This window comes from Amycolatopsis sp. NPDC026612 (genome assembly GCF_040638285.1).
Taxonomy (GTDB): Bacteria; Actinomycetota; Actinomycetes; order Mycobacteriales; family Pseudonocardiaceae; genus Amycolatopsis.
In genome coordinates, this window is sequence record NZ_JBEZYB010000009.1 from 153,554 (window position 1) to 173,557 (window position 20,004).

Below are 20,004 nucleotides of genomic sequence, written 5' to 3' on the forward strand. Positions count from 1 at the left end.
TCGTGAGCCAGCCGATCCTGATGACCGTCGACGACGATCCCGCCGTGTCCCGCTCGGTCGCCCGTGACCTGCGCCGGCGTTACGGGAAGGACTACCGCGTCATCCGCGCCGACTCGGGCCAGGACGCCCTCGACGCGCTGCGCGAGATCAAGCTGCGCGGCGACGCCGTCGCGGCGATCCTCGCCGACTACCGGATGCCCCAGATGGACGGGATCGCCTTCCTCGAGAAGGCGATGGACCTGTTCCCGCACGCCCGCCGTGCCCTGCTGACCGCCTACGCCGACACCGACGCCGCGATCCAGGCGATCAACGTCGTCGACGTCGACCACTACCTGCTCAAGCCGTGGGACCCGCCGGAGGAGAAGCTCTACCCGGTGATCGACGCGCTGGTCGAGACGTGGAAGGCGGTCGGCGACCGGCCGGTCGAGGAGGTCAAGCTCCTCGGCCACAAGTACTCGTCGCCGTCGTTCCACATGCGCGACTTCCTCGCGCGCAACGCCGTGCCGTACCGCTGGTACTCCGTCGAGGAGGACGAGGGCAAGCGCCTGCTGCAGGCCGCCGAGGCCACCGAGGCCGACATCCCGGTGGTCGTCACGCCGGACGGCACCGTCCTCAAGAACCCGAGCGGCAGCGAGATCGCCGACGCGGTCGGTTTGTCGACGCGGCCGGCGCAGGAGTTCTACGACCTCGTCGTCATCGGCGGCGGTCCCGCCGGCCTCGGCGCCGCGGTGTACGGCGCCTCCGAAGGCCTGCGCACGGTGCTCGTCGAGAAGAAGGCCACCGGCGGCCAGGCGGGCACGAGTTCGCGCATCGAGAACTACCTCGGCTTCCCCGACGGCGTTTCGGGCGCGCAGCTGACCGACCGCGCACGGCGCCAGGCGCAGAAGTTCGGCGCCGAGGTGCTGACCGCGCGTGACGTCGTCGGCCTGGAGGCCCGCGGTTCGCAGCGGGTGATCACCTTCGGCGACGGCAGTGAGATCGCCGCGCACTCGGTGATCCTGGCCAGCGGCGTCAACTACCGCGCGCTGGCCGCCGAGGGCATCGAGGAGCTGACCGGCCGCGGCGTCTACTACGGCTCGGCCGCGACCGAAGCGCCCGAGTGCAAGGGCGAGCACGTCTACATCGTCGGCGGCGCCAACTCGGCCGGGCAGGCCGCGGTGTTCTTCTCCCGGCACGCCAGCGACGTCACGATCCTGGTGCGTGGCTCCTCGCTGGAGGCGTCGATGTCGCACTACCTGATCGAGCAGATCGCCGGCATCGAGAACATCCACGTCCGCACGCACACCACGGTCAAGCAGGTGCACGGCGACGGGCACCTCGAGCAGCTCACGCTGTGCGAAAACGGCGTCACCGAGACGGTCGAGACCGGGCACCTGTTCATCTTCATCGGGGCCGCCCCGCGCACGGACTGGCTCGGCGAGGGCATCCACCGCGACGAATACGGCTTCGTCCGCACCGGCCCCGACCTGCTGACCGCCGGGCAGCGGCGGCCGGCGGGCTGGCCGCTCGACCGTGATCCGCACTACCTCGAGTCGTCGATCCCCGGCGTGTTCGTGGCCGGTGACGTGCGGTCCCAGTCGGTCAAGCGGGTGGCGTCCGCGGTCGGCGAGGGCGCGATGGCCGTGACGCTGGTACACCGGTACCTGGAGGAACAATGAGCGCACTGCCGCGGGAAGAGCTTCGCGGCCTCTTCCTGTTCGAACACCTTTCCGAAGACCAGCTCGACTGGGTCGCCGCCAACGGCGCGATCGAGCAGTACTCGGGCGACACCTTCGTCATCCGTGAGGGTGACGAAGCGACCTGCTTCTACGTGATCCTGAACGGCGCGGTCCGGATGACGCGGCTGGTCAGCGGCACCGAGGTCGAGACCAACCGCTCCGATCAGCGCGGCGCCTACTTCGGCGCGACGCAGTTCTTCGTGCACCAGGAGGCCGAGCACCACTACGGCGCTTCGGTGCAGGCGCTGAGCGACCTGACCCTGCTCACACTGCCCGCGGCGGAGTTCGCCATCCAGTTCCGCCGGTGGTTCCCGATGGCGACGCACCTGCTGGAGGGCATGTACCTCGGCTGGCGCAACAGCGACACGGTGATCGGCTCACGCCGGCGTCTGCTGGCGCTCGGCGAGCTCTCGGCCGGCCTGACGCACGAGCTGAACAACCCGGCGGCGGCCGCCGTCCGGGCGACGTCCGCCCTGCGCGAACGCGTCGCCGGGATGCGGCACAAGCTCGCCTTCCTGGCCAAGAAAGACATCGAACCGGAGCTGCTCTACCAGCTCATCGACGTCCAGGAACGCCTGGTCAAGCAGGTCGTGCAGGCGGAGAAGCTGACCGCGATGCAGCAGTCCGACCGCGAGGACCAGATCGGTGACTGGTTCGACGACCACGGCATCGACGGCGGCTGGGACCTCGCCGACATCTACGTCCGGGCCGGGCTCACCACGGCGGATCTGGACAACGTGCTGGAACAGGTCGGCGACACCTTCATGGACGGCGCCGTCCGCTGGCTCGCCTACGCGCTCGAAACCGAGATGCTGATGGGCGAGATCGAGGACTCCACGACCCGGATCTCCGCGCTGGTCGGCAAGGCCAAGCAGTACTCGCAGATGGACCGGGCGCCGCACCAGTGGGTCGACGTCCACGACGGCCTCGACTCCACGCTCGTGATGCTGTCCGGCAAGATCGGCGACGGCGTCCGCGTCGTCAAGGAGTACGACCGCACCCTGCCGAAGATCCCGGCGTACCCGGCCGAGCTGAACCAGGTCTGGACGAACATCATCGACAACGCCCTCGGCGCGATGAAGGGCGACGGCACGCTGACCCTGCGGACCTGGCGCGTCGACGACCAGATCCGGGTCGAGGTCGGGGACACCGGCCCGGGCATTCCCGCGGACATCAAGCCGCGGATCTTCGAGCCGTTCTTCACGACCAAGCCGGTCGGCGAGGGCACCGGGCTGGGCCTGGACATCTCGTGGAAGATCGTCGTCGAACGGCACCAGGGCGACCTGCGCGTCGAGTCCGAGCCGGGGAACACCCGGTTCGAGGTCTGCCTGCCGACGGTCGAGCAGGCCTCGCTCTGATGGCTTCCGTCCCGACGGTCACGACCGAATTCGGGGCGCTGGCAGGACTGGCGGGTGACGGCGTCCGCATCTGGCGCGGGATCCCGTACGCCCGCCCGCCGACCGGCGAGCTGCGGTGGAAGGCACCGCAGCCGCCGTCGCTGCCGCGCGGGGTGCACGTCGCCACCGAATACGGCCCGCACGCGATGCAGGCGCCGGACCCGATGAACCCGTCCGCCGGGTGCGACGAGGACTGCCTGTACCTCAACGTGTGCACCCCCGACGGACCCGCGCCGGCGGGCGGGTGGCCGGTGCTGTTCTGGCTGCACGGCGGCGGGTACCGCGTCGGCCACGGCGAGCAGCTGGGCGACGGCGAGGAGTTCGCGCGCGCCGGGATCGTCGTCGTCACGATCAACTACCGGCTCGGTTCGCTCGGGTTCCTGTACCTCGGCGGGATCTTCGGCGAGTCCGAAGCGGATGCCGGCGTCTGCGGCCTGCTGGACCAGATCGAGGCGTTGAACTGGGTGCGCCGCAACGTTTCCGCGTTCGGCGGCGACCCGGCGCGGATCACCGTGTACGGCGTTTCGGCGGGAGCCAAGAGCGTCGGGAACCTGATGGGCAGCCCGCTGGGTGCGGGCCTGTTCGCGCAGGCGATCAGCAGCAGCGGCGGCGCCGACCACGTGGCGACGCCGGAAGCCGGGACGGCGCTGGCGCGGCGCCTGCTCGACGAAGTGGGCTGCCACGACATCGTTGCTTTGCGTGGGCTGCCGGCGAAGGAGTTCGTCGAGGCGCAGGAGCGGATCCTGAGCGGGTTCCAGGCGCTGTGGCTCTGGCGGCCGACGCTGCACCCGCGGGTGCTGCCCGAGGTGCCGATCGGGCCGATCCGGCGGGGGAGCGCGGCGGGGATCCGGTTGCTGGTGGGCTGCAACAGCAACGAAGGCAGCACGTACGCGATGATGCTCGGCGAAGACGTCGCGACCGCTCCCGCACAGGACGTCCTTTCCGGAATCCTCGGCGACGAAGGCGCTTCGCGGCTTCTGGAGACGTATCTGCGGCGCGTTCCCGACCTGAAATCGGCGAAGATCGCCGCGATGGGCGACGAACGGTACGGCATTCCGACGCAGCGGCTCGCCGACGCGCAGTCCGCGCACGCTCCCGTTTACCGCTACCGCATCGACATCGCCGCGCCCGGGGTGCCCGAGCAGCTCGACGGTGGCCACGGCACCGAGACCACGATGGCCTGGAAAGTGCCGCTTCCGCTGTACTCCCAGGCGACCGCGGTGAATCCGGCGCGCGAGCGTGCGGCGTTGCTCATCCACCGCTGCTGGGTGCGGTTCGTCCGCGACGGCGTCGCGTCCGCCGACGGTCCCGAATGGCCGTTGTACGGCCCCGAATTGCGGCCGGTGCTGGTCTTCCGGGAAGACACCGATCTGGAGCTCGACCCGCGGGCCGACGAGCGAAAGGCCTGGGGCGACGCGGAATGGACGTCCGGCACCTGGTTTCCGGTGACGTGATTCCGGCTCCACCCCTGTGAGTGATGATGTTCGAACGCGCGTTCGAGTAGCGTGGTCGGTGTCCGGCTCACCAGGGAGGGGAAGTCATGAACGCGCACCGAGTTTCGGCAGGGTCAGCGTCATCGCGGCGGTCGTCAGCCAGCTCAACAGGTCCGTCAGGGGAATGCGGGAGAGGCGGTCCGGCCATTCCTCCGCCACGGTGTGCAGCACGAGTTCGTCGTGCCGCGGCTCCACCTTCGTCAGTTTCAAGCCGGGCGGCAGTTCCGGCAGGGGAAGCACGATGGGCTGGAAGCGGCGGGGCGGCCGCAGCTGCTTCCGTCCGATGTGGAGGGTCTGCGGCACGAGCACCACACCGTCGTCGACCACCTGGGGGCGGAGGGTCAGGTGTCCCCAGTGCGGCCGCTTGGCCCAGTGGATCTGCAGCCCGCCGTCGGCCGGGGACGCGACGATCCCGGGGCGGACTTTCGCCACCCGGTCCCGGAACACGTCGGCGGACACCGCGATCGCCAGCTGCACCCGCGCGGGTTTGGCGGCCGGCGTGGGCAGGGAGCGGAAGCGGACGTCTTCGGCGAGCACGGTGACGCGGCGCAGCGGAATGGTTCCGGGCTCGCCGTCACCATCGGCTTCCGGCTCGGGCCAATCGACGTCCTCGGCGACGATCCGGACGTTGCCGATCCGGCCGGTGGCCAGCCGGAGGTTGTCGGCCGGGTAGTCGAGTTCGGCGAGGGTGAGGCCGACCTCGTGGCCACCCACCTTCGCGGTCAGCCTGCGGCCGACGAGCTGCTCGGTGACGGTGCGCGCCAAGGCGGCCGGCGTGACCGGGACGTTCGGGAGCAGGGAACGCCCGGCCGCGGCCAGCCCGGCAAGCTCGGGCCACGGTGACCAACCGTCGAACCACCTGCCGTCGCTCATCCGTCCAGTGTCGCCCAAGGGCACCGGCGGAGGCGACGGCGGGTGGTTCCCGGGTGGGTCAGCGGATCCTTTCCGGTCACCGGCCGGCGAAGCGGGCGATGATGCCGGTGATGACCAGCCAGAACACCGCGGCCAAGCCGAAGTCGAGGATCACGGCGAGGCTGGGGTTGTCCACCGGGAACAAACCGGGCCAGAACAAGGCGAGAGGAACCGCCAGTGACTTGATGAACTGGAAGAAGGCGTTGCCGGCGTTCGCACCGGCGAGCACCATGATCATGTAAAGAACTTCGATCCCCGCGAAGATCGCGCCGATCGCCGTGATGACCCGCACGGCCGTGTTCCGTCTGGTGGTGGTTCGCCAAGGAGACATGTCGCGAAAATTCCCGGATCGGGTGACTGATCAAACGCTTTGGGCCCAGATTGCGCCGTTCGGCCCCTTTTGTTGCTCTCTGGCAGCTCTTCGGCACGGTCGGTGAGCAGCTGAGCGCCCAGGTAAGCGAGTCGTCCGGCTGGGTGCGCCGGTCTCGCGGCACCCAGCAGCCGGGCCACGGCTTCGGGTCTGCCGTTAGCCTGGCGGCATGTCCGAGGTTGCGCACGATCCCGTCGAGGAGCAGCGGTTCTTCCGCGATGACTGGTACGGGGAGGAGATCACCGGGCAGCACTACGTGCGGTGCGAGTTCCGCGAGGTCGACTTTTCGGAGGCGGTGACCCGGAACTCGGTGTTCACCGACTGCGTGTTCGGCAACGTGCGCTTCAACGCGTCGCGGCACTCGGACTCGGCGTTCACCGGCTGCACCTTCAAGCGGTGCAACTTCTTCGACGCCGAATTCACCGGGTGCAAGCTCGTCGGCGCCACGTTCGGCGAGTGCGAGCTGCGGCCGCTGCGGGTCACCGGCGGGGACTGGTCGTTCGCCGGGCTGGCGGGCGCCGACCTGCGAGGCGTCACCTTCCAGGGGGTGCGGATGCGGGAGGCCGACCTCGCCGGGGCGGATTGCGGCGGCGCGGTGTTCGCCGACGTCGACCTGTCCGGGGCGGCACTGCACGCCGTCAAGCTGCCGCGTGCCGAGCTGCGGGGCAGTGACCTCTCGGCGCTCGACCCGCTGAACTCCGAGCTGGCGGGCGCGATCGTGTCACCCGACCAGGCTGCGGTGCTCGTCACGTCGCTGGGGCTGCAGGTCCGGGCGTAGGCTCGGCGCGATCGGAACGGAGGGCCGTATGGGAGTCGTGACACCGGGTTTCCAGGGCCGGGCGCGCAGCGGCAACCCGCGTCTGCCGCCGGGGCAGTACCTGGCCGAGGACTTTCCCGTGCTGTCGGCGGGCCCCACTCCGCGCGTGCGCACCGAGACGTGGGAGTTCACCGTCACCACCGAGGCGGGGGAGAAGCACGCTTGGAACTGGGCCGGGCTGATGGCGCTGCCCAGCGAGAAGCCCACAGTGGACATCCACTGCGTCACCCAGTGGTCCAAACTGGACACCCGGTGGCGCGGGGTCTCGGTCGACACGCTGGTCGGCGGGCTCGACACCGAAGCCGACTACGTCATGGTGCACGCCTACGGCGGGTACACGACGAACCTGCCGCTGGCCGACCTGCTCGACGGCCAGGCCTGGATCGTTTACGAGTACGGCGGCCAGCCGCTGACCCCCGAGCACGGCGGCCCGGCGCGGCTGCTCGTGCCGCACCTGTACTTCTGGAAGTCCGCGAAGTGGGTGCGCGGGCTGGAACTGAAGACCCGGGACGAGCCGGGCTTCTGGGAGAACGCCGGCTACCACGACTACGGGGATCCATGGCGCGAACAGCGGTATCAGGGCGACTAGCCTGGCGGGTCGCCCGCCTGGCCGGTATCCGCGACGAGACGCCGACGGCGCGCACGCTCGTCTTCGACCTGCCCGGCTGGCCCGGGCACCTCGCGGGCCAGCACGTCGACGTCCGGCTCACGGCCGCGGACGGCTATCGCGCGCAGCGCAGCTATTCACTCGCCGCGCCCGCCGACGGCCACCGGGTGGAGCTGACGGTGCAGCGCGTCCCCGGCGGCGAGGTGTCCGAGCACCTCGCCGGCCCGTACGCGATCGGCGACCCCGTCGAGATCCGCGGGCCGGTCGGCGGCTGGTTCGCCTGGCGGCCGACGGATCCGGCGCCGGTGCTCCTCGTCGCGGGCGGTTCCGGGATCGTGCCGCTGATGGCGATGATCCGCGCCCGCCGCGCGGCGGGGGTCCGCACGCCGTTCAAGCTGATCTACTCGTTGCGCACCCCGGCCGAGCTGTACTACGCCGACGAACTGCGCACGCCCATGGCGGGCGTGGACGTCACGTACATCTACACGCGGGAGCTGCCCGAAGACCGCCCGGGCATTCCGCGGCGCATCGACGTGGCGGCGCTGAACACGGCGGGCTGGCCGGCGGAGTTCGGCGCATCGTGCTTCGTCTGCGGTCCGACGGGCTTCGTGGAGACGGTCGCGGACATCCTGGTCGCGCTCGGCCACGACCCGCACCGCATCCGCACGGAACGGTTCGGCCCCAGCCGCGACTGAGCACCCGGCCACCGCGTCGCCCGCCCGCGCACGTGCGGGTGTGGCGTCGGCCGGGGAGCGCCTGGCCCCGGCTTGCCGGCCCAGCCTCGACCGCGAGGCGGCCGGGTGGCCGCAGGCTTCGGTTGCGGCGACCCGGCTGGGTCGGTGGCCGGGCACCGCTCCCACCACCGCCGAGCGGGCCGGTCCAGGCATCCGATGAATGGGCGACCGCGTGCCCCGCTGAGCGGGAAATTGTCGACATCGACCCCGAGAGATCCTATGTTTTCCCCATGCTGACCAAGTGGGGCTCGACGCGGCGCCGCACCGTGGTGACCGTTCTCCTGGCGGCGGGCTCGCTGCTCGCCACGACCGGCCCGGTGGCCGCGGCCGATACCGGGGCCGTGAGCCGGGATGTCTACGTCTCGCCCGCCGGATCCGATCATGCTTCCGGCACCGCCGGCCACCCCGTCCGGACGCTCGACCGGGCCCGGGACCTCGTGCGGCAACGGGCGCCGCACCTGACGCGGGATCTCACCGTGCACCTGGCTCCCGGGGTCTTCCGGCTGGGCGCGCCGTTGCGGCTCGACGCCAGGGACTCCGGCGGCAACGGGCACCGCGTCATCTGGCAGGGCAGCGGTGACACCGAATTGAACGGCGGCGTGCGCGTCACCGGCTGGCGGCCGGTTCCGGGCCGTCCCGGGCTGTTGGCCGCGCCCGCGCCGGCCGGGCTGGACAACACCCGGCAGCTGTACGTCGACGGCGTGCGCGAGCAGCGTGCGCGGGGGCCGCTGCCGGTGACCGTCCAGGCCACCGCCACCGGCTACACCGCGAGTGCGGACACGCTCGCGCACTGGCGCAACCCGAAGGACGTCGAGTTCGTGTACGTCTCGGGCGAAGCGCTGTGGAACGTCAAGCGCGACGGCCTCGGCCAGTGGACCGAGCCGCGCTGTCCGCTCGCCGCCGTCCAGGGCACCACGATCACGATGGCGCAGCCGTGCTGGGACAACTCGACGAAACGCGTGCTGTTCCCGGACATCCCGGGCCGCAGCGTGAACATGGTCGGGCCGGCCGACCTCACCAACGGGCGGCACCCGACCTACGCCGAGAACGCCTTCGAACTGCTCGACACCCCGGGCGAGTGGTACCTCGACCGATCCGCCCACGTCGTCTACTACCTGCCGAAGCCCGGCCAGGACCTGCGCCGCGCGGACGTCGAAATGCCGGTGCTGGAGAAGCTCGTCGACGCCCGGGGCACGGCCGACGCACCGATCCACGACGTCGCCTTCCGCGGGCTGCGCTACTCCTACGCGACGTGGCTGACGCCCTCGTCGCCCGAAGGCTTCTCGGAAATCCAGGCGGGGTACACGATCACCGGCGCCGACGGCTGGGCCGTGCAGGGCCTGTGCCAGTTCGTGCCCGGCGGCACCTGCCCGTACGCCTCGTGGACGCGGGAACCCGCCAATGTCTCCGTTTCGCGCGGCCGGCGTGTCGAATTCAGCGACAGCGTGTTCGCCCACCTCGGCGGGGCCGGGCTGGATCTCATCGACGGCACCAAGGAATCCCAGGTGCGCGGCGACGTCTTCACCGACATCTCCGGCAACGGCGTGCAGGTCGGCGGCGTCGACAAACCGACCACGGACACCGACGCCGACGTCGTGCGGGACGTGCAGGTCACCGACAACCACCTCTACGGCCTGCCGCGCGAGTTCCACGGTGGGGTCCCGATCGTCAACGGCTACACCGTGCGGAACACCATTTCCCACAACCAGATCGACCACGTCGGCTACTCGGCGATCTCGGTGGGCTGGGGTGGCTGGCCGGACAAGATCAAGCGGCCCGCAACGCCGAACCTGTCGCACGACAACGTCGTGTCGGACAACCTGATCTTCGACTACATGCAGATGCTCGACGACGGCGGCGGTGTCTACACCCAGGGCATCACCGGCACCTCGCTGGACGACGGCGAAAAGGTCACCGGCAACGTCATCCACGACCAGTGGGGTCTCGGCAAGAGCGTCTACACCGACAACGGCAACACTTACGAGACGATCCGCGGCAACGTCCTGTACGGCGCGGCGTACTTCAACGTCGGCACGGTGCACGTCGACTACCGCGACGACCTCGGCAACAACGATCCGACGCTGATCGAGGGCAACTACTGGGAGCAGGGCGACCGGGACAAGGTCGACAAGGGCGCGATCACCCGCGGCAACCAGATCCTGGGGCGCCCGGCGGACGCCCCGGCCGCGATCGTCGCGAACGCGGGCCTCGAACCGGCCTACCGGGGGCTGCTCACCCGGCCGGTCGGCGGGCGGGCCCCGGCCGAGGCACCGTCGCGGGTCGGCACGTTCGCCGTCGCCGGGAAGCTGTACGCGACCTGGAACCCGACGTTCGCCTTCAACAACGCGCCGGTGACGGACTACGTGGTGACCGCGTCGGGTGGCGGGCGCACGTACTCGGCGACGGTGAGCGCGGCCGACTTCTCGAAGCGCGCGTACGCCGAAGTGCCCGGATTGGCGGACGGGACGGCGTACACCGTGACAGTGGCGGCGCGCAACGCCTTCGGCACCAGCGAGCCTTCGCTGCCGTCGGCTCCGGTGACTCCCGGCCCACTGGATCCGAGCGCACTGCCGGGCGTCCCGACGAGCGCGCGGGCGCTGCCGAACTCGACGGCGGCCTCGATCCGATGGAACCCACCGGCGGCGGCGGGCAACACCCCGGTGCTGGCCTACGTGATCACGGTGTCCGACGGCCGCACGATCCCGGTGGAGGGCCGCGACGCACTGGTCACCCAGCCGACGATCAAGGGCATGACGCGAGTGGTGGACAACCTGAAACCGGCGACGGCGTACACGTTCACGGTCGCGGCGATCACGGCAACCGGGACGGGCCCGGCGGCCACGTTCACCACGACGACAGCAGCCGCCTGAGCCGTCCGGCCTCGTTGTCCACAGCCCGGCCGTGATGTGGACAACGAGGCCCGGTCGCCGTCTCTTTCGGCTTTTTCGTCGCACCCCCTCGATAGACTGGACACGGGGGCCGGCCCACGGGAGAGAGCGGTTTCCGGCGGTCGCTGCAGCACCTGAATTTCGGAACCACCGGCCCCGCAGAACGTCCGGGCCGCGGCAACTCCGCCGGTGTCGTGGTGTCGTCACGGTTTCTGAACCTGGAGGAACGGGTCCGGCTCGCCGACCGGGTCCGCGAGCCCGGGGGCCATTCGCCACCGACCTCGGCCGCACGCGGCGCAGGAGCCGGCTGCGGCCTGGCCGGCTCGGGGCGAAGGTCAGGAAGCCGGCCGCAGGTGCCGCGGGCGATCGCTCAGGATGGCCGGAGCAGCGGTCGAGTCCTCACCGGATCGTCCGCGGGCTGCGCCGCGATCACCCCGAGCGGCCGCAGCCGGACGCGGGACACCGCCACCGGCGGCCGTGTTGCCATGACCGCTGGCAACCGACGGCGAGACCGGTCAAGGGGCGTCGGGGCGGGAAAGGAGTTCCCGCAGCGTGGCCAGCAGCTCGCGCCGGTCCGCCGCGCCCAGCTTGCCGCGGATCCGGGCCATGTGGTGCTCCACCGTCTTGCCCGAGATGAACAGCTTGCTGCCCGCCTGCTTGTACGTCAGCCCCTCGACGACCAGCCGGGCCACCTCCAGCTCCCGCTCGCTCAACGCCGCCAAGCCGGTGCCCGACGCCGGTTCCGCCGTTCCCGGGTCGCGGCGGGCCGCTGTGCCCTGGAACTGGCGGGCTGCCTCCAGGAGCTGGACCATCGCCTTGCGGTCGGACGTGCGGATCGCCGCCTGGCCGGCCAAGCGGGACGCGTCCCAGCGCAGCCCCAGGTCGTGCAGCTCGGCCGCCGCCGCGGCGATCGCGCCTGGGTCGAACGTTCCGCCGAGCACCGCCAGCCAGCCCTGGGCCGCCGTGGCCAGGGCGCGGGGGTGGCGGCCGCAGTGGGCGTGCGTGGTCAACGTCGCCAGGTGCGCCTTGGCCGCTTCCGCGTCCTCCAGGGTGATCGCCGCGTGCAGCTCGTGCCAGACCAGCGACACCGTCCACAGTGGAGGTTCGCCGAGCCGGGTCAGCAGACTGTGCGCGCGTTCGAACTGGCCGGCGAGCTTGGCGAACGCGCCGGTGCGGGCCGCGGCGATCGCCAGCTCGCCCAGCGGCAGCAACGTGAACAAGTCCGTCTGCTGCCGCATCGACGCCTGGTACGCCCGGTTCCACGACCGCTGCAGCCCGACCAGGTCGCTGGCCCGGCGCGCCAGGCCGAGCTCCAACGTCGCGAAGAACAATTCGTCACGAGCTTCCAGCGGACGGCCCGCGACGGCGTCGCGGTGCTCCGCGGCCGTCGCCAGGTCGCCCGCCGTCATCGCGACCCAGCCGAGCAGCAACCGGTGCCGCACGGCCAGGAGGTCGCCGCCGATCCCGCCGTCCAGCGCCCGGCTCAGCACGGACTCGGCCAGCGCCAGTTCCCCCGTGTGCAGGGCGGCGAGCGCGGCCAGCGCGGCGGGACTGTCCGGCAGCAGCGTGCCGCCCAGCGCGGGCTCCAGCATCGCGGCCGCGCCGAGCAGCGTGGACAACGTGTCCGTCGCGCAGCCGGACACCGAATCCACGATGCCGCGCGCCATCCGAGTCGCCGCGCCGGCGAACAGCGTCGGCGCGGCGCCGGGGGTGGGGGCGTCGAGGAGGCGGCGGGCGCCCTCCAAGTCGCCCGTGCCGAGCATGGCTGTCGCCGAAAAAGCGTCGGCGCGGCCGGCCCAGTGGTACAGCTCGGCGCTACGAGCCAGTTCGCCGCGGTGCGCCAGCACGGTCGCCGCGATTTCCGCCCCCAGCGCGCGGGTTTCCGCCTCGGCCGCGCCGAGCATCCCGTCGCTGAGCTGGAGTGCGGTGTCGAGGTCGCCGGACAACGCGGCCGCGCGCGCCCAGCCCGCCGTGACGGCGGCAGAGCGGTCGCCCGCTTCGGCGGCGGCTTCGTACAGCTGCGTGGCCAGCCGGGCGTCGAAGGGCAGGGCTTCCGCGGCCGCCGCGGCGAACGCGGCCGCCGCGGACGCGCCGGAGCTGCCCGTGCCGAGCAGGGACCGGGCCAGGTCGAGCACCGGGAGGCCGTTCGCCCGCTGCAGCTCGACCAGCCGCTGCACCGTCGTCAGCCGGCGGGCGGGAGGGCCGAAGTCGCGGACGGCGGCCGCGGCCAGCGGCAGCAGCGTGTCGTCGGGGGCGAGCAGGCCGGTCGCGCGGGCGCCCTCGACGATGGCGGGCAGCTGGTCGGGGCCACGGTCGAGGAGCGCGCACAGCAGGTCGAGGTTGCGCCCGGCGCCGGCCTCGGCCGCGATCAGGTAGCGGAGCACGTCGTCGTCGAGCTCGTCGAGCTCGGGCCGGAACTCCTCCAGCCGTCCGAGCAGGGCGCGCTCGGCCAGCCGCGGCACGCCACCGCTGCGAGCGTGCAGCTCGGCCGCGGCCGCCGGATCGGCGGGCTTCCCGGTCAGCGACTCCATCAGCAGCGCGACGTCGCCGACGCCGAGCGGGCCGAGTTGCAGCAGCGTCCAGCCGGGCGCCACCGGAGCCGGCCGGTGCGCGACGACGATCGGCCCGTCCGCGCCGGTGAGCAGCTCCTCGAGCTGGGCGGCGCCGAGCCGGTCGGCGTCGTCGACCAGCACGGCCTCGACACCCGCGGCCCGGTAGCGGCGGTCGAGCGCGGCGAGCAGGACGCTCTTGCCGTACCCACCGGGGGCGACGACGGCGAGCCGCAGCGGGTCGGCCGGATCGGCGGCGACCCGATCGAGCAGCTGCCGCGCCGCCGGGTGCACGAGGACGGTGTGCAGCGGGGGAACCTGCGTGAGCAGTGTGTTCAACAGTGACCTTCACCGGAGGGGGCGCAGTGGCTCGGGGTGGGAGGAGGGGTGATGGCTGGGCGAGGCGGCTAAGGAGGCGGAGCAGCGAGGGAGCGAGCGGGGGCGCGCGAGGCGGCAGTGCCAGTTCCGGCGCCAGTACCAGCGCCGGTACCAGTGCTGCCGCCGCCGATGCCGGCGCTGGTGCGACCGCCGCCGGTGCCGACGCCAGTTCGGGCGCCAGTACCAGCGTCCACGTCAGCTCCGGTGCCCGTACCCGTGCCGGCTCCGGCGCCACCGCCAGGACCGGCGGTGGCGTCCCGGGCGGTGACGGTGATCGCGACCGCCGAGACGGCCGCGGCGAGCACCAGGATCGCCGCGGCCAACGGGCGCCGCCGCCGGAAGAGGTTCAGGGGACCGGTGCGCTCCGGCAGTTCGAACGGTGTGATCTCGACCGGGGGCCGGGGTGGCCGCTCGCCGAGCTCACCGAGCGTGTCCACCTTGGGGAGCAAGGTGGTTTCGACGGCCGGGGGTTCCTGCGGTGTCTCCCGGCGGTCGGCGCGCAGGGCCGCGAGGGCGGCCGCGCCGAGCGCTGCGGTGGCCGGCGGAACCGGTCCCGCGAACACCGGGCACGGCGGCCGGGCGGGCAGTGCGTGCGGGGGGACGTCACCGCAGAAGACCACTCCGGCGAGCCCCTTCGGGGGCGTCGAGGCCGCTCCGGCGAGCGCGAACAGCGTGCTGAGCGCGGCCGCCGGGGCGACGCCTTCGGCACTCCGGCCGAGCTGCCAGCCACTGGCGCCGCTCGCCGTCGCCAGGGTGACGGTCACGCCGTCGGCGCCGAATTCGCACACTCCGGCGACCTGCGCGCCGGGGCCGGGGACGGGCAGGTGCGCGCCGAGCGCCGCGATCGAGCCGGGGACCAGCGTGACCGCGGTGAAGCCGGCGTCGGCCAGTGCCCGGCGCAGCACGTCGCGGCGGTAGCCGCCCCAGTCCGCGGGGTGGGTGAGCACCAGGTGGTGCGGGGCGCCGCCGAACAGGTTCGCGGCGTGCTCGGCGATCCCTTCGACGAGCACGGTGGTGAGCGTCTCGGGCGGGAACGGCTCCCCTTCGACGACCATCGGGACGTCGTCGCCGATGCGCCGGTGGAAGCCGGTGAGCAGCCGGGACGGGACCTGGGCGCCGGCCTGCGCGGCCGCGTCGCCGGTGAGCAGGTAACCCTCGTCGTCGAGGAACAACGCGGACGCCGCGGCCGGGGACCGCATCCCCAGCCAGAGGGGTTCGGGGTCGGCCCAGCCGGGGCCTTGGCGGCGGCAGGTCGCGGCGTGGGTCCGGCCCTGGGCCACATCGATCCCGAGGACGTACGGCAACGGCGCTTCCTCCTCACGTCGTGGCGGCCGATCGGGGGCAGGCAATCCCCCTAGGGTTCCGGGCATCCTCACCCAAACGGGTTAGTCAGGCAAGGGTCTGGAGGGATTTAACCCAACTGAGCGCGTCTCGGATGAGCCCCTAACTCCCTAACGATGACATATCGATCCCCTATCGGCTGACCGGACTGCGACTCGGAGTAATCCCCGATGTGCGCTGGGGGACGGTCTCCCTACCTTGATGACGGAGCACCGGTCCCTGCGGCCGCTGCCGTCCCCCGAACCACCGGATCTGGAGAAACCCCATGGACTCCGTGCAGACGTTGCACGACTTCGCCCTGAACCTGCTCAACGACCCGACCGCGCTGGCGGCCTTCGGGACGGACCCGCAGGGCGTCCTCGCCGCCGCCGGTCTCGGCGACGTCAGCGCCGCCGACGTGCACGAGGTCATCCCGCTGGTGCTCGACTACGTGCCGGTCGACAGCCTCCCGGCCGTGGGTGGCCTGCCCGTCGTCGGCGACCTGTCCCCGGTCGGCACCGACGCCACCGGCATCCAGGGCGCGATCGACCAGCTCACCGCCCTCACCTCGGGCCTCGGCCTGCCGGCCACCTCGGCGCTGCCGGGGATCGGCGACCTGGGCACCGGCGAGCTGCCGGTCGTCGGCGACCTCGGCCTGCCCGCCGTTCCGGGCGTCGGCTCGCTCCCGGCCGTGAACGACCTCACCACCACCGCCGCCGGCGTGACCGCGCTGGCCGGTGACCCGACCGGTGCCTTCGGCAGCGCGGGCGACCTCGGCTCGAGCCTGGACGCGGTCCAGGTCGCCGGCAACCTCGTGTACTCGGTCACCGACGTCGACCACAGCGCCGCCGTCGGCGCGGTCGGCGACGTCAGCGGCCTCGGCGAGAGCGTGCTGGGCAACGTCTCCAACAATGCGGCCGCCCCGGTCTACGAGGCCACCACGCACGTCGGCGACGTCAGCGGTGACCTCACCCACACGGTCAACTCGGTCGTGGGCAACGTCGGCGACTTCTCCGGCATCCTCAAGGGCGCCGGCGACATCGACGTGAAGCACGTCACGGGCGAGGTCGGCAGCGCCGTCCACGGCCTCGGCGACGTCACCACCACCGTGACTTCCGCCACCGGCATCAGCGCCGACCACAACGCCGTCGGCGACCTCGCCAGCGGCAACGGCACGGCCGTCCACGACGTGGTGTCCGACGTCGCCGACGTCAGCCACAACGCGCTGGGCAACCTGCACCTCGGCGACATCGCCTCGCACAACGACATCCACATCGGGCACTGATCCCCGAACCGGTCACCGGTGCCCGTCCCGCGGTCTGGGTGCAGCCGCGGGACGGGCACCCGGTGTGCGTACGGGGAGTGAACCGGGGACACTCGACCATCGTGACCGCACCGGCTTGGCTCGAAGTGCTCAACGAGACGTTGGACGCGTGCCGCACGCACGGCCGCGCCGATCTCGCCGAGCGCCTGCGCAGACGCCGGGACGCCCCCACCGGGCAGACCCGGCTCGGCGTGCTCGGCTTTCCCAAACAGGGCAAGGGATACCTGCTCAACGCCGTCCTGAACGCGCCGGTGTGCGCGGTCGGCGACGCCGCGACCCCCGCCGTCCCCACGGAAATCGCCTACGCCCCCGAACCCGCCGCGACCCTGGTCGGCCGGTCCCGCGAACGGATCCCGGTCGCGGTCGAACGGCTCACCGGCGAACTCGGCGCCCGGCCCGCCGGCACGCTCAGCCGCGTCGAGGTCGGCGTGCCCCGTGAACTCCTCTCGGCCGGCCTCGTCCTGGTCGACACCCCGCCCGTCGGTGACCCGCGGTCACCGCGCACGGCCGCGGCGCTGGATCTGCTCGCCGACGCCGGCGCCGTGATCCTCGTCTCCGACGCGACCGCCCCGCTGAGCGCGGCCGAACTCGCGCTGGCGCGGCACGTCCGCACGTGGTGTCCGCAGGTGGTGCTGGCGCTCACGAAGATCGACGTCTGTCCCGGGTGGCGCGCGGTCGCCGAACGCGACCGCGCCATGCTCGGCGAAGCGGGGATCGACGCACCCGTCCTGCCGGTTTCGGCCGTCGTGCGCCAAGCCGCCGCGAAGGCGGGTGACGCGGAACTCAATGCCCGCTCGGGTTTTCCCGAACTGCTGAGCTGGATCGCCGAGCAGGCCGCGCGGCCGCCCGAGCAGTCCCGCGCGCTGGTCGCCGCGGTCGGCGTGCGCGCCGCCGCCGCCGAACTGGTGGAGTCGCTGCGCGACCGCGTCGAGGCTGCCGGGCAGGACGCCGGGCTCGGCCAGGCCGCGTTGCTGCAGCGGGCCCAGCGCCGCGCCGACGACCTGCGGCGGCAGAACACCCGGTGGCAGAACCTGCTCTCCGACGAGATCACCGACCTGATGTCCGACGCCGAGTACGACCTGCGCGAGCGGACTCGCAAGATCGTCACCACCATCGACCGGACCTTCGACGAGGGCGACCCGGCGAAGGTGTGGGACGACTTCGCGCCGTGGCTGGACAACGCGCTGGCCGAGGCCGTCGACACCAACTACACGTGGCTGGCCGACCGGGCGGAGTGGATCGCGCAGGCGGTCGCGGCGTGCTTCGGCGCCCAGTACGACCGCGCGCTGCCCGACCTGCGGCTCGACGGCTCCGGTGTGGACACCCTCGACGACGTCGGGCGGCCGAAGATCGAGAGGTTCAAGGTCGGCCAGCAGGCCTTCACCGGCCTGCGCGGGTCGTACGGCGGCGTGCTGATGTTCGGCCTGGTCACCAGCCTCGCCGGGCTGCCGCTGATCAACCCGGTCTCGATCGGTGCCGGTGCGGCGTTCGCGGCGAAGACGATCAAGGACGAGGGCGGGATGCGGCTGCAACGGCGCCAGGCCGTCGCCAAGCAAGCGGCGCAGCGGCACGTCGACGACGTCTTCCTGCGGTTCAGCAAGGAATGCCGAGACTCGATCCGCCTCGTGCAGCGGCGGCTGCGCGACCACTTCACCGCGCTGGCCGAGGAACTCGCCGACGAACTCACGCACGAGCGCGAAACGATCCTGGCCGGCACCGCCGAGCGGGAACGGCGGACCGGGCACATCCGGCGCGAGATCGACCGGCTCGCCGGTCTGCACCAGCGCGCGGGCGAGCTCGGCACGATCGCCGGACGGCAGCAGCGGCGGGAGCTTTCGGCGTGACGCAGGACGTCCGTGACCTGCTGCACGCCGCGGCCGGGCTCTACCGGGACGACCCGCGGGCTTCGGCGCTGCTGCACGACTGCCTGCACCGGCTGGAGCAGCCGCTGCGGGTCGCGTTCACGGGAGCGCCTTCGTCGGGGAAGACGACACTCGCTGCCGCGCTGGGCGAATGGCCGACGCGTGCGCTGCGCGACCTCGTGCTCCTGGACGACCCGGGGCCGGACGACGTCCCGGACGCGACGGTCCGGCTGGTCCGCCACCTCGAGCCGGACGAGCTCGCGGCGGCACACCCGCCGGGCGGCTCGGCGTTCGCCCGGCAGAGCGCGGTCAACTCGGTGCTGGTGCTGTCGCGGTCCGACGAGGTCGGCGCGGGCCGGATCGACGCGTTGCTCACCGCGAAGCAGCTGGCGCGGCGCGCGTGGCGGGAAGATCCGCTGTGCACGGGGTTCCTGGGGGTGATCGCCGTCGCCGGGCAGCTCGCCTACGGCGGCCGGTCGCTGCGCGACGACGAGTTCGACCTGCTGGCGGCGTTCGCCGCGGTCCCGCGCGAGGAACTGGAACGGCACGTGCTGTCGGTGGATTCGTTCACCGATCCGGCGTTCCCCGGGCCGATCCCGGTCGAGACGCGGCGGTCGCTGGTGGTGCGGTTCGGGATGTTCGGCGTCCGGCTGGCCCTCACGCTGATCCGCACCGGCTGCGACGACCGGGTCAAGCTTTCCGCGGAACTGGTGCGCCGCAGTGGTCTCGGCGAGCTGCGGGACACCTTGGCCGGGTGTTTCGTGGCGCGGGCGGAGGCGTTGAAGGCCCGGACGGCGATCATCCGGCTGGAAGCCCTGCTGGCGGATCGGCCGCGGCCGGGCGGTGACCGGCTGGTGTCCCGGGTGGAGCGCTTCGCCGCGGCCGCGCACGACTTCCGCGAACTGCGGCTGATCGCCGACATCCGCGGCGGCCGCACGGCGCTGTCCGGCGAGCCCGCGGAGGAAGCGGTCCGGTTGCTGGGCGCGCAGGGCACGGCCCCCGCCGATCGGCTGGGCCTGGAGCCGGACGCCGACCCGAACGAGATCTACGACGCCGGCCTGGACGCGCTGCGGCGCTGGCGGCACGAGGCCGAGCGCCCGGACCGCCCGCACGCCGAACGGACGGCGGCGCACGTGGTGGTGCGGTCCACCGAGGGACTGCTCGCGCTGTTCGCCTAAAGGACGGCGGTCACCTCGACCTCGACGAGGTGCTCCGGGACGTCCAGCGCCGCGACGCCGATGAGCGTGGCGGGCGGCTTCGCCGTGGTCCCGATCTTGGCGCTGCCGCGGGCGATGCCGTCGAGCAGGGCGGGCATCTTCTCGGGTGTCCAGTCGACGGCGTAGACGGTCAGTTTCGCCACGTCGTCGAACGAGCCGCCGGCCGCGGCCAGCGCGGCGGCGACGTTGACGTAGCACTGCTCGACCTGCGCGGCGAGGTCGAGTCCGGTTTCCCAGGCGACCTGCCCGGCGACGAAGACGAGCTTCGTCCCTTCGGCGACGGCGACCTGGTGGTAGACGTCGATCTCGGGCAGTTCGCTGGGATTCACCAGGGTGACAGCCATCTTTCCTCCGTGCTCTCTTGTGGTTACCCAGGAACCATAGGAGAGTGTTGGACCATGCGGAAGAAGGCACTTTT

Annotated in this window: 15 protein-coding genes; 10 read left to right on the forward strand and 5 right to left on the reverse strand. The window is 72.2% G+C overall.

Translation table 11 applies throughout. From position 1 onward, the window contains the following. The first annotated feature begins 2 nt into the window (after window positions 1-2). Genes AB0F15_RS12715 through AB0F15_RS12725 form a run of 3 tightly spaced genes read left to right on the forward strand, consistent with a single transcriptional unit; the run spans window position 3 to window position 4,569 of the window. Complete coding sequence (locus AB0F15_RS12715) at window positions 3-1,658, forward strand: FAD-dependent oxidoreductase (protein WP_360269405.1); 1,656 nt, start codon at window positions 3-5, stop codon at window positions 1,656-1,658. Beyond that, entirely contained in the window at window positions 1,655-3,076 is a 1,422-nt protein-coding gene (locus AB0F15_RS12720; protein WP_360269407.1) for an ATP-binding protein, read from the forward strand. The genes AB0F15_RS12715 and AB0F15_RS12720 overlap by 4 nt, the downstream gene beginning before the upstream one ends. Next, window positions 3,076-4,569: a carboxylesterase family protein gene (locus AB0F15_RS12725; protein WP_360269409.1), complete on the forward strand. Its 1,494-nt coding sequence runs from the start codon at window positions 3,076-3,078 to the stop codon at window positions 4,567-4,569. The genes AB0F15_RS12720 and AB0F15_RS12725 overlap by 1 nt, the downstream gene beginning before the upstream one ends. An 84-nt stretch (window positions 4,570-4,653) precedes the next feature. On the opposite strand, the gene AB0F15_RS12730 is transcribed toward AB0F15_RS12725, so the two are convergent. Both AB0F15_RS12730 and AB0F15_RS12735 read right to left on the reverse strand, forming a co-directional pair. Next, the gene (locus tag AB0F15_RS12730) at window positions 4,654-5,481 is read right to left on the reverse strand and encodes a hypothetical protein (RefSeq protein ID WP_360269411.1); all 828 of its coding nucleotides are present in this window, start codon (window positions 5,479-5,481) and stop codon (window positions 4,654-4,656) included. A 76-nt stretch (window positions 5,482-5,557) separates the two neighbouring features. Then, window positions 5,558-5,812: a hypothetical protein gene (locus AB0F15_RS12735; protein WP_103335577.1), complete on the reverse strand. Its 255-nt coding sequence runs from the start codon at window positions 5,810-5,812 to the stop codon at window positions 5,558-5,560. A gap of 247 nt (window positions 5,813-6,059) precedes the next feature. Here AB0F15_RS12735 and AB0F15_RS12740 point away from each other — a divergent pair, with 247 nt between their 5' ends. The 4 genes from AB0F15_RS12740 (at window position 6,060) to AB0F15_RS12755 (ending at window position 10,918) form a co-directional block, all read left to right on the forward strand. Continuing rightward, window positions 6,060-6,668 carry a pentapeptide repeat-containing protein gene (locus AB0F15_RS12740; RefSeq protein WP_360269413.1) on the forward strand — a complete coding sequence of 203 codons (609 nt, stop codon included), beginning with the start codon at window positions 6,060-6,062 and terminating at the stop codon, window positions 6,666-6,668. Window positions 6,669-6,696: 28 nt separating this feature from the next. Continuing rightward, window positions 6,697-7,296, forward strand: coding sequence for a sulfite oxidase-like oxidoreductase (locus tag AB0F15_RS12745; protein WP_360269415.1), 600 nt, complete (start codon window positions 6,697-6,699; stop codon window positions 7,294-7,296). Further along, window positions 7,266-8,009, forward strand: coding sequence for a ferredoxin reductase (locus AB0F15_RS12750; RefSeq protein ID WP_360269417.1), 744 nt, complete (start codon window positions 7,266-7,268; stop codon window positions 8,007-8,009). Before AB0F15_RS12745 ends, AB0F15_RS12750 begins: the two co-directional genes overlap by 31 nt. Before the next feature lie 269 nt (window positions 8,010-8,278). Then, window positions 8,279-10,918: a fibronectin type III domain-containing protein gene (locus tag AB0F15_RS12755; RefSeq protein ID WP_360269418.1), complete on the forward strand. Its 2,640-nt coding sequence runs from the start codon at window positions 8,279-8,281 to the stop codon at window positions 10,916-10,918. Between the two features lie 533 nt (window positions 10,919-11,451). On the opposite strand, the gene AB0F15_RS12760 is transcribed toward AB0F15_RS12755, so the two are convergent. Continuing rightward, complete coding sequence (locus AB0F15_RS12760; protein WP_360269420.1) at window positions 11,452-13,824, reverse strand: helix-turn-helix transcriptional regulator; 2,373 nt, start codon at window positions 13,822-13,824, stop codon at window positions 11,452-11,454. 68 nt (window positions 13,825-13,892) lie between these two features. Then, on the reverse strand, window positions 13,893-15,167 hold the full coding sequence (locus AB0F15_RS12765) for a molecular chaperone DnaK (RefSeq protein ID WP_360269422.1): 1,275 nt from the start codon (window positions 15,165-15,167) through the stop codon (window positions 13,893-13,895). Between the two features lie 302 nt (window positions 15,168-15,469). Between AB0F15_RS12765 and AB0F15_RS12770 the strand changes: the two genes are divergently transcribed. The 3 genes from AB0F15_RS12770 (at window position 15,470) to AB0F15_RS12780 (ending at window position 19,547) form a co-directional block, all read left to right on the forward strand. Then, window positions 15,470-16,468 (forward strand): IniB N-terminal domain-containing protein, encoded by a 999-nt coding sequence (locus tag AB0F15_RS12770; RefSeq protein ID WP_360269423.1) that lies wholly within the window; start codon window positions 15,470-15,472, stop codon window positions 16,466-16,468. Window positions 16,469-16,569: 101 nt separating this feature from the next. Next, entirely contained in the window at window positions 16,570-18,351 is a 1,782-nt protein-coding gene (locus AB0F15_RS12775) for an isoniazid inducible protein IniA (RefSeq protein ID WP_360269425.1), read from the forward strand. Beyond that, complete coding sequence (locus AB0F15_RS12780; protein WP_360269426.1) at window positions 18,348-19,547, forward strand: GTPase; 1,200 nt, start codon at window positions 18,348-18,350, stop codon at window positions 19,545-19,547. Before AB0F15_RS12775 ends, AB0F15_RS12780 begins: the two co-directional genes overlap by 4 nt. Here AB0F15_RS12780 and AB0F15_RS12785 read toward each other — a convergent pair. Continuing rightward, window positions 19,544-19,930 (reverse strand): RidA family protein, encoded by a 387-nt coding sequence (locus AB0F15_RS12785; protein ID WP_360269428.1) that lies wholly within the window; start codon window positions 19,928-19,930, stop codon window positions 19,544-19,546. The genes AB0F15_RS12780 and AB0F15_RS12785 overlap by 4 nt on opposite strands. Between the last annotated feature and the right edge of the window lie 74 nt (window positions 19,931-20,004).

What these genes read in the sequence shown, in the direction of transcription:
- AB0F15_RS12785 (WP_360269428.1), bottom strand. Translation starts at nt 19,930, where the DNA reads ATGGCTGTCACCCTGGTGAATCCCAGCGAACTGCCCGAGATCGACGTC.
- AB0F15_RS12730 (WP_360269411.1), bottom strand. Translation starts at nt 5,481, where the DNA reads ATGAGCGACGGCAGGTGGTTCGACGGTTGGTCACCGTGGCCCGAGCTT.
- AB0F15_RS12770 (WP_360269423.1), top strand. Translation starts at nt 15,470, where the DNA reads ATGGACTCCGTGCAGACGTTGCACGACTTCGCCCTGAACCTGCTCAAC.
- AB0F15_RS12740 (WP_360269413.1), top strand. Translation starts at nt 6,060, where the DNA reads ATGTCCGAGGTTGCGCACGATCCCGTCGAGGAGCAGCGGTTCTTCCGC.
- AB0F15_RS12755 (WP_360269418.1), top strand. Translation starts at nt 8,279, where the DNA reads ATGCTGACCAAGTGGGGCTCGACGCGGCGCCGCACCGTGGTGACCGTT.
- AB0F15_RS12725 (WP_360269409.1), top strand. Translation starts at nt 3,076, where the DNA reads ATGGCTTCCGTCCCGACGGTCACGACCGAATTCGGGGCGCTGGCAGGA.
- AB0F15_RS12750 (WP_360269417.1), top strand. Translation starts at nt 7,266, where the DNA reads ATGGCGCGAACAGCGGTATCAGGGCGACTAGCCTGGCGGGTCGCCCGC.
- AB0F15_RS12720 (WP_360269407.1), top strand. Translation starts at nt 1,655, where the DNA reads ATGAGCGCACTGCCGCGGGAAGAGCTTCGCGGCCTCTTCCTGTTCGAA.
- AB0F15_RS12745 (WP_360269415.1), top strand. Translation starts at nt 6,697, where the DNA reads ATGGGAGTCGTGACACCGGGTTTCCAGGGCCGGGCGCGCAGCGGCAAC.